At 49.8% G+C, this 7,758-nt stretch carries 9 protein-coding genes; 5 read left to right on the forward strand and 4 right to left on the reverse strand.

Annotation, left to right across the window (positions count from 1 at the left end):
* A partial coding sequence (locus J7438_RS24210; protein ID WP_209278625.1) for a hypothetical protein occupies positions 1-244 on the reverse strand: 244 nt, incomplete at its 3' end.
* Positions 245-364: 120 nt separating this feature from the next.
* Between J7438_RS24210 and J7438_RS24215 the strand changes: the two genes are divergently transcribed.
* From J7438_RS24215 to J7438_RS28020, 3 genes are read left to right on the forward strand one after another with little or no spacing between them, the layout of a single operon-like run.
* On the forward strand, positions 365-625 hold the full coding sequence (locus tag J7438_RS24215) for a hypothetical protein (RefSeq protein ID WP_209278626.1): 261 nt from the start codon (positions 365-367) through the stop codon (positions 623-625).
* Entirely contained in the window at positions 606-956 is a 351-nt protein-coding gene (locus J7438_RS24220; protein WP_209278627.1) for a hypothetical protein, read from the forward strand. The genes J7438_RS24215 and J7438_RS24220 overlap by 20 nt, the downstream gene beginning before the upstream one ends.
* Positions 946-1,071 (forward strand): hypothetical protein, encoded by a 126-nt coding sequence (locus tag J7438_RS28020; protein WP_286196897.1) that lies wholly within the window; start codon positions 946-948, stop codon positions 1,069-1,071. Before J7438_RS24220 ends, J7438_RS28020 begins: the two co-directional genes overlap by 11 nt.
* Before the next feature lie 82 nt (positions 1,072-1,153).
* Here the strand turns inward: J7438_RS28020 and J7438_RS24225 are convergent, their stop codons facing one another.
* The gene (locus J7438_RS24225) at positions 1,154-5,101 is read right to left on the reverse strand and encodes an RAP domain-containing protein (RefSeq protein ID WP_209278628.1); all 3,948 of its coding nucleotides are present in this window, start codon (positions 5,099-5,101) and stop codon (positions 1,154-1,156) included.
* 603 nt (positions 5,102-5,704) lie between these two features.
* Here J7438_RS24225 and J7438_RS24230 point away from each other — a divergent pair.
* A complete protein-coding gene (locus J7438_RS24230; RefSeq protein ID WP_209278629.1) occupies positions 5,705-6,460 on the forward strand; it encodes a hypothetical protein in 756 nt (251 codons plus the stop codon).
* Positions 6,461-6,608: 148 nt separating this feature from the next.
* Here the strand turns inward: J7438_RS24230 and J7438_RS24235 are convergent, their stop codons facing one another.
* Positions 6,609-7,124, reverse strand: a complete 516-nt coding sequence (locus J7438_RS24235; RefSeq protein WP_209278630.1) for a DUF3394 domain-containing protein — start codon at positions 7,122-7,124, stop codon at positions 6,609-6,611.
* A gap of 55 nt (positions 7,125-7,179) precedes the next feature.
* Here J7438_RS24235 and J7438_RS24240 point away from each other — a divergent pair, with 55 nt between their 5' ends.
* On the forward strand, positions 7,180-7,503 hold the full coding sequence (locus tag J7438_RS24240; RefSeq protein ID WP_209278631.1) for a transposase: 324 nt from the start codon (positions 7,180-7,182) through the stop codon (positions 7,501-7,503).
* A 64-nt stretch (positions 7,504-7,567) separates the two neighbouring features.
* On the opposite strand, the gene J7438_RS24245 is transcribed toward J7438_RS24240, so the two are convergent.
* A partial coding sequence (locus tag J7438_RS24245; protein WP_209278632.1) for a hypothetical protein occupies positions 7,568-7,758 on the reverse strand: 191 nt, incomplete at its 5' end.

A 7,758-nucleotide genomic window follows, 5' to 3' on the forward strand; every position in this document is an offset into this window, starting at 1 on the left:
CCTTACGAATCAGTGGCAGTGCCGTTTGCTCGCATTCACTGCATAGGCGTTGATCAAGACTTGTTTCACTCTGCTCATCAAGGTGTCGGGTGATGCATCCCAGGTGGAAAACGTGACCTTGTGGTTTGCAAGAGGTTTCCACCAGTGAGTGTCCACCAAATTGCCCTCTGATATGTTCGTCATTTATACAGATAGAAGAACAGTTAAAGCGAACATCTGCCCCGTTTACACCGACACTATTCATTACTTTAGCCCGCTATTTGACTCAAAACTTCGAGTAGGACAAAAAATCAGCAGGGTAAGTTCCACAAAAAACAGAATTTTTTTAACAAGACGTATGTCGTTAAATCCAAAAGTCAGGTACGTGACCGATTTTCACAAGAAACACAAGATATACAATACAGTGAACGTTTATCCGAAAGAACGTAAGAAAAGAAGAAAATCCAAGGCAGTGAACGTTTATCCGGAAGAACGGAAGAAAAGAATAAAATCAGGGGGAGGTCTTTCATTTTTCATAATACTTGTCGTTTATAGTGATAGACAAAATATTTGCCCAATGAAAGGCCTGACCCCAGCTTTTGACCCCAGCTTTGTGAGCTTTGAACATGGAAAACTATCTGGATGATAATGTCCGGCGTTTTATTGCCAGCCGTGCAGGCATTCACACCTGTTCCAGCCCTGACCATAAAGACTGCAATACTGACCGGCAAAATGGGATTCCCCGTGGCATCCATAATAGCTTCCATGATCTCAGGCAAGTCCGGGTGCCAACAGGGATGACCCGGCTGGAAAAGATGCAATGTCGCCAGGGTTTCAGTCTGCTCAGCATGGCAACACAAGAGGCCATCGCCGAAGAGGTGCAACGACTGCAATCCGAAGGGATACTTATGAGCCTTGGCACATTAACCCAGCAAACCCTGAAATCACCCCTGGCAAAACAAGTGCTTGAGCCTTGAGCAAAGAGGGTTTGCGGTGATCAGTGAGAAGCGCTTCAGGGGGTATGACGACACTGGCAAGGTAAACCTGCAGGAAATGCTGGTGCCCATTCCTGTGGGTTCTGTCAGTTTATGATGCTTTTGTTTAGCCATGAAGGTATTTGGTTTGAATGATGCACGCAATGTCACCATTGGACAGACTGTGGTCGCAATGATCATCAATGGTCTTCATTTGTTTCTCTTCCTTTTTTACGTTTTGGTTTGCCGGTTTGCTCTTCTGAATGTTCTTCGGCGGTTAAGTGAAAGTAATCTGAGGGTTGCCTTCCTTTATCGGTAGTCATGTGTGCCTCATCTGCCCGCCTTCTTTTAAGCGCTGCAGAGGCACGCCCCGGCAGCTGGGTGGCTACCCTGGTCTTTATGTGATCAATACATCGTTTCATGGAATCCCGGTTCCCAAGCTCGCTAACAGGGATTTCAATGACCTCAAATCCTGATTTTTGCAGCAGTGCGATTTTAAGCAGTGTCGAGCCATTCCTGGTTTTGAAATCACCACCCACGTAATGCGACGGTCCCTGAACTTCAATCACAATGTTGTGATCTGGCAGTAGCAGGTTTACCGGATGTAATGTGTTCAGACTTTTTTCTTTTTCAATCCTCAAAGAGGGAATGCGTGATTTGAGTTGATCGTGGAAAGCGGTTTGAGTTTTTGACATGGTTGTCCGGTAATGGTGGGGGACGAATGGACAAGGTTTCCCAAGCCAACTTGCGGCCATGGCAATGATGGATTGCTCTCCTTCATTGTCCGGGAATGTATTTTCCATGCGGGTAAACAGGTCATCCATGTGCTTTTCAAACACGTTATTTTTATTGGCATTGGGGACCAGAGACAACCTGGCACAGCATGCCATTACTCCCCAGAGAGACATTAATATGTCTTGCTGAGAGAGCTGAGGGTTTTCACTGATTTGGCAGACAAGCGATTCGAACGTAGAGGTAACCACGTTCAGCTCAACGAATTCACCCAGTTTCGCTATGGCCCACAGCAGGTTGGCGATAGCCTGAGGAATAAATTGGTCTTTCTGTGCGTTCACGTGGGGCAACAGCACGGCCACGGCCTCGTTGAGATCTGGTGTCAACTCTTGCCTGTTGTCTACCAGTTTTGCCATGGCCCACAGCAGGTTGGCTATATGCTGAGGAATAAATTGGTCTTTATGGGCGTTCACGTAGGGTAACAGCACGGCCACGGCCTTGTTGAGCCCTGGTGTCCGCACCTGCCCATTGTCCACCAGTTTCGCCATGGCCCACAGCAGGTTGGCTATATTCTGAGGAATAAATTGGTCTTTATGTGCGTTCACGTAGGGTAACAGCACGGCCACGGCCTCGTTGAGCCCTGGTGTCCGCACCTGCCCATTGTCCACCAGTTTCGCCATGGCCCACAGCAGGTTGGCGATATGCTGAGGACTAAATTGGTCTTTCTGTGCGTTCACGTAGGGCAACAGCACGGCCACGGCCTTGTTGAGATCTGGTGTCTGCTCTTGCCTGTTGTCCACCAGTTTTGCCATGGCCCACAGCAGGTTGGCTATATGCTGAGGAATAAATTGGTCTTTCTGTGCGTTCACGCAGGGTAACAGCCCGGCCACGGCCTCGTTGAGCCCTGGTGTTTGCACCTGCCCGTTGTCCACCAGTTTCGCTATGGCCCACAGCAGGTTGGTGATTTCCTGTGGTTTAAAGTTAGCTTTCTGTGCGTTTACGTGGGGCAACAGCGCGGCCACGGCTTCTTTGAACTCAGGTGTTTGCTTCTGCCCATTGTCCACCAGTTTCGCCATGGCCCACAGCAGGTTGGTGATTTCCTGTGGTTTAAAGTTAGCTTTCCGTGCGTTTACGTGGGGCAACAGCGCGGCCACGGCCTCTGTGAACTTTGGTGTCCGCACCTGCCCGTTTTCCACCAGTTTCGCCATGGCCCACAGCAGGTTGGCGATAGCCTGAGGAATAAATTGGTCTTTTTGTGCGTCCACTTGGGGCAACAGCGCGGCCACGGCCTCTGTGAACTCTGGTGTCCACTCATGGCCATAGTCCACCAGTTTCGCCATGGCCCACAGCAGGTTGGTGATTTCCTGTGGTTTAAAATTAGCTTTCTGTGCGTTTACGTGGAGCAACAGCACGGCCACAGCCTCTTTGAACTCTGGTGTCTGCTCCTGGCCGTTGTCTGCCAGTTTCGCCATGGCCCACAGCAGGTTGGCGATTTCCTGAGGTTTAAAGTTAGCTTTCTGTGTGTTTACGTGGGACAACAGCACGGCCACAGCCTCTTTGAACTCTGGTGTCTGCGCCTGGCCGTTGTCTGCCAGTTTCGCCATGGCCCACAGCAGGTTGGCGATTTCCTGAGGTTTAAAGTTAACTTTCTGTGCGTTTACGTGGGGCAACAGTGCGGCCACGGCCTCTTTGAACTCAGGTGTTTGCTTCTGCCCATTGTCCACCAGTTTCGCCATGGCCCACAGCAGGTTGGCGACAGCCCGGGGAATAAATTGGTCTTTCTGTGCGTTCACCCGGGGAAGCAGTGCGGTCACGGCCTCTTTGAGCCCTGGTATCCGCTCCAGCCCGTTGTCCACCAGTTTCGCCATGGCCCACAGCAGGTTGGTGATTTCCTGTGGTTTAAAGTTAGCTTTAGGTGCGTTTACGTGAGGCAACAGCACGGCCACAGCCTCTTTGAACTCAGGTGTCAACACCTGCCCGTTGTCCGCCAGTTTCGCCATGGCCCACAGCAGGCTGGCGATTTCCCGTGGTTTAAAGTTGGTTTTCTGTGCGTTCACCCGGGGAAGCAGTGCGGTCACGGCCTCTTTGAGCCTTGGTGTCCACTCCTGCACGTTGCCCGGCAGTTTCGCCATGGCCCATAGCAGGGTGGTGGTAGCCTGAGGAATAAATTGGTCTTTATGTACGCCCACTTGGGGCAACAGCGCGGCCACGACCTCTGTGAACTCTGGTGTCCGCACCTGCCCGTTTTCCACCAGTTTCGCCATGGCCCACAGCAGGCTGGCGATTTCCTGAGGTTTAAAGTTAGCTTTCTGTGCGTTTACGTGGGACAACAGCACGGCCACAGCCTCTTTGATCTCTGGTGTCTGCTCCTGGCCGTTGTCTGCCAGTTTCGTCATGGCCCACAGCAGGTTGGCGATTTCCTGAGGTTTAAAGTTAACTTTCTGTGCGTTTACGTGGGGCAACAGCGCGGCCACGGCCTCTTTGAGCTCAGGTGTTTGCTTCTGCCCATTGTCCACCAGTTTCGCCATGGCCCACAGCAGGTTGGCGATTTCCTGTGGTTTAAAGTTAGCTTTCTGTGCGTTTACTTGAGGTAACAGCGCGGCCAAAGCCTCTGTCAACTCTGGTGTCAGCTCCTGCCCGTTGTCCACCAGTTTCGCCATGGCCCACAGCAGGTTGGCGATACCCTGAGCAATAAATTGGTCTTTCTGTGCGTTCACATTGGGCAACAGTGCGGCCACGGCCTTTTTGAGCCCTGGTGTCAGCTCCTGCCCGTTGTCCACCAGTTTCGCCATGGCCCACAGCAGGTTGGCGATTTGCTGGGTGTCAATATCCCTGGCCCCAGGTTTTTGGTGGCACTTGAATACTATTGCATCAAGAAGCGTTGACAATAAGGCAGCTTGAGTAAGCTTGACACGCTCATCCATGGGGTGATGAGGGGTAAAAACACCGGCTGAAGTAAATGAATGAAGTGTTGTCGCCAGGCTTCGCCAATTCCAGCTCCGTGTTACTGTAAAATTTTGTAGAAAACGCATCAGCTGGCTTTGTTCCGCTCGATTTAACGGTCTTTTAGAAGCTGACGCGTATTTTTTAATGGTAATGGCAAATTGACCATGATTTCTCCCATCATAGCGATGAGCGAAACGATCAGATTTACTCAACAGATCATCCATTATTTCTGGGTTGACAAGGGCATTAAAATCTTGAGCAGGGGTTACTGAACGACACTGTAGATATTGAGAAGTGTATGCGCCAGAAGAAGGGTAAAATTCATTACGCCACGGGATAGTGCGATAAGGATTATCCCACTGTCTTACTGTGTCATGTCTATATCGCCCAAGCCTTGAAGAAGCGGCTTGGTTATCCGGTTGGTTGTAATAATTACCTGGCCTGGCGTTAGCAGCAGGGGTTCTATGCATAATTATATTTCATTAATTCAGGAAAATATAATAAAGCAGACCGCTGTTCTGTGCAGAGGTTCATTTTTCTGTGATATCTAAACTAAATAATTGTTCTGAAATAATTCCGACATTTCGCCTATGATAAAGAGCTACAAATACCTGCCTGATGTTCTGTTTTGGATAAATCGCTGAAGCACTAATCGCGGCTTATATGTTTGATTCCGGCTAAAAAGGGAGGGCCTGCCCGACGAATCTGGTCCACCGGAATACTGAGTATTCTGGCGATACCGTCTATTGATACAGCATCTTCAGTAATCACTCCTGCCGCTTTGTAACTTTGATAATGACCCGGTTGTGATAATGCATCAGCAGCCCGGACTTCAGCGCTGTGCCACCATTGGGAAAGGTAACTGTCTTCCGGTATTTTGCATTGACAGCAAGTCAGGGGTGTTGATTCCCATGGGTGAGAGGTTGTCGCGAAAGGTAGGCCTAAGGTGTTCCTCTTGTGCCGGTTTGAACTTTACTCAAATTCATCTTGTCTAATAGTACGGATTATCCGGACTGCTTCCGGGTGTATTCAACAAATTATGGTTATTTACTCCAAGCAGGAGACTAAAAACAATGGCAATGCCTATATCAACTTCCTTAAATGTTGCTTCTTCTTCCGGGCCAGTTTCAGGACACCCTCCCCACACCACCACACCCGCCGCGGCACAACAGGGCCAGATGGCAGGTTACGAAGTAGAACAAACAGAAGTAGAACAAACAATAGTACCTTCATGGCGGGCCTTACCCCGGACTTCAGGAGATGGGCAAACACTACCGCCTGCCACCGCGCCGGTAATAGAGAGACAGGTTTCCAGCACCAGTGATCCATCCGGGGCGGCCAGCTTGCCTGAAAGACCGGCCGAAGCGCAGCCAATGGAAAACCAGTCCATAAATGACCAGAGCCTGAGAATCAGTATTGATCGGGCGGATTATGCCAACGGTTTACGTTGTGGAGCCACCATACCTGAAGAGCAGGTCCGGGAGGTGATGGGCCACCTCCAAAAGATGGACAAACAGGGCAATTTACCTGAATTTGCTGACGCAATAACCTTCCTGAGGATACCCTGCCTGAGACAGGGCTGGTCAGGTCCCAGCGATGACCAGGCTGTCAAGGACAATCCCATCAATCTGCAAACGTTGGATTACCTGGCCAAGAGGCATTCAGGCAAAGGCATAATAAACGATGCTGCTCATGTGGAATGCTGTGTTATGGAACTCTTGAATAAACTCCTGCTGAAAGAGCATTGGAAAGGCAATGACCCGGCGGAGGAAAAACTTTTAGATCTATTGATTCGTTGCAATGACATGAAATTTCAACCCGGACACTGAAATTACATACTCTTTGCCCTTGCCAAAAATCCTCCATCGTAGGCAGGGAAAACCCACCGGCTCACTCCGCTGTCATCCTGCACAGGGAATGACAGCGGAGTAAAACAACCGGCTTTCTGCCATGCGGAACTTATTCCACGACAATTCCTTAGTTGCACTGGCCCTGTCGGCGTCTTTGCCCAAGGAAAATGAACAACAGCAGAATAAAGGCGGGTATCCAGGTCAGTTGTTTTGGCAGTCGCTCTGCCGGAACTTCCATACGATAAATCTGCCAGTCAAAATCAATACCGGCCTGCTGGGCCTCGCAGTTGAAGTCAACCATATCGATGGTCAGGTCATCCCCATCAACCAGAACCTCCAGCCCCATGTGGCGGAACCGGTCATCAGCCGTGGCCTGGTCACCAGCGGGGAGAATAACCATCTGATTAACCGGTTTACCTTCCAGGGTTTCTCCTGCTACCCACAGGCGTGCATCAGCCTGGTCCGGCAGTGCTTCAACGTGGGCAACAATGTTACGGCCTTCATGGGTTTCATAGGGAGGGTAAATCCTGTCCCACCAGAAGTCTGGCCTGAACAGGGTAAAGGCGATCAGCAGCATGCCCAGGGTAGCATGCGTTTTGTACCAACCAAAACGATTGAGCAGCAGGATATTCAGAGCCTGCACAGAGTCAGGCAGTGGCCAGAAGAACAGCGTTGGGTAACCAGGTCAGGGGGTGTTAATGGAATACGGAGTCATTATTCCAAAGGGAATATCCTATATCCGTAAACAGATCCCACTGGTTCTGGAAGATGCTGAAAACGGTTTAACAGTGCTGTTTCGTGAACTCCTCAGTGAACTGTATGAAGAAATGGCACATCTGGATAAGCGAATCGAAAAGCTTGAGCATAAGCTCGAAACCATTGCAGCCAATAATGAAGCCAGCAGACTTTTGCTCACCATACCCGGCATTGGGTTGCTCAGTGCTACGGCACTGTTTACTGCGATTGGTGATATATCAGCATTTAAGAATGGCCGGGAAATGGCAGCCTGGCTTTTCAGGTAAGCGCCACTTTAACCTGCGTATGTTGCCATTTTAACCGTAAAATACTTATGTCATGACAACTGGTTTATCCTTGTAGGAACTCTTCAAGCCAGTCATGGTGGTTGTTGACCCGTTCTGACCCGGTCGCAAATAAATCAGAATCCGATTCCCAAATGTCAATGTCAATTTCGTTCAGCCCAAGAGGGTCTTTTTTTCTGCATTCCAAGGCTGAATACCAATCGTTTTGTGTCTGTTTATCCACATCATAATGGTTGA

The organism is Thalassotalea sp. G20_0, assembly GCF_017744175.1.
In the GTDB taxonomy this organism is placed as follows: Bacteria; Pseudomonadota; Gammaproteobacteria; order Pseudomonadales; family Endozoicomonadaceae; genus Endozoicomonas.